This window comes from Streptomyces sp. NPDC059564 (assembly GCF_042735575.1).
Lineage (GTDB): Bacteria > Actinomycetota > Actinomycetes > Streptomycetales > Streptomycetaceae > Streptomyces.
In genome coordinates, this window is sequence record NZ_JBHWBP010000712.1 from 1 (window position 1) to 1,192 (window position 1,192).

A 1,192-nucleotide genomic window follows, 5' to 3' on the forward strand; every position below is an offset into this window, starting at 1 on the left:
CGCCGTGGACAGGTGGCGGGCCCGCGGCCGGTCTTCCGGGCCCGTCAGCAGATCCGCGGGAGCTGCTCCCCGATCGGCAGGTCCACCACCCGGGTGCCGCCGAGGCCGGTCCGCGCCACGACCATCCCCGGATGCGCGGCGACGGCCTCGCCGATCACCGCCGCCCGCCGGCCCAGCGGATGGGCGCGCATGGCGTCGAGGACGGCGTCGGCGTGCTCGCGGGGCACGAAGGCGACGAGCTTGCCCTCGTTGGCCACGTAGAGCGGGTCGAGCCCGAGGATCGCGCAGGCGTTCGCGACGGCCTCGGGGACCGGGACGCGGCCCTCGTGGAGGACGACTCCGGTGCCGGAGGCGGCCGCGATCTCGCACAGGGAGGCCGCCAGGCCGCCCCGGGTGGGGTCGCGCAGGACGTGCAGGTCCGGGGTGACCGCGAGCATGCTCTGGACGAGCCCGCCCAGGGCCGCGCAGTCGCTCGCGATGTCGACGCCGAACTCCAGGCCCTCCCGGACGCTCATGATCGCCACCCCGTGGAGTCCGATCTCGCCGCTGACGATCACCACGTCCCCGGGAACCACCCGCTGCGGGCGCAGGTCCACCCCGTCCGGGATCAGCCCGATCCCCGCCGTGTTGATGTAGATCCCGTCGCCGTGGCCCGTCTCGACGACCTTGGTGTCCCCGGTGACCACCTCCACCCCGGCGGCCCGGGCCGCGGCGCCGAGGGCCTCGCAGGCCCGCGCCACCACGGACATCTCGACCCCCTCCTCCAGGATGAACCCGCAGGACAGGTAGGCCGCCCGGGCCCCGCTCATGGCCAGGTCGTTGACCGTGCCGTTGACCGCCAGGTCCCCGATGCTCCCGCCGGGGAAGAACAGCGGGCGCACGACGTAGGAGTCGGTGGAGAAGGCCAGGCGTACGCCGCCCAGCGAGAGGGCGGCCGAGTCCCCGAGCCGGGCCATCGCCTCGCCGCCGTAGGCCGGGGCGAACAGGTGCTGGACCAGCTCGGCGGAGAGCGCGCCGCCCCCGCCGTGGCCCATCACGACCCGGGGGTGGTCGCGCAGCGGGGCGGGGCAGGTCCAGCCGGTGACGTCGAGCACGGCTTCGGACGGTGCGGTCTCAGGCAACGGGGCTCGCCTCCAGTGCGGCGGTCGGTACGGGGTCCTGCGCGGCGGCGGCCCGGTCCCCGGCCCCCGCG

Annotated in this window: 1 protein-coding gene; it reads right to left on the minus strand. The window is 76.0% G+C overall.

The genetic code is table 11. The annotated features are described in order from the left end of the window. Positions 1–44: 44 nt before the first annotated feature. Entirely contained in the window at positions 45–1,034 is a 990-nt protein-coding gene (hypE, locus tag ACFV0Q_RS41845) for a hydrogenase expression/formation protein HypE (protein WP_385013366.1), read from the minus strand. Positions 1,035–1,192 lie beyond the last annotated feature (158 nt).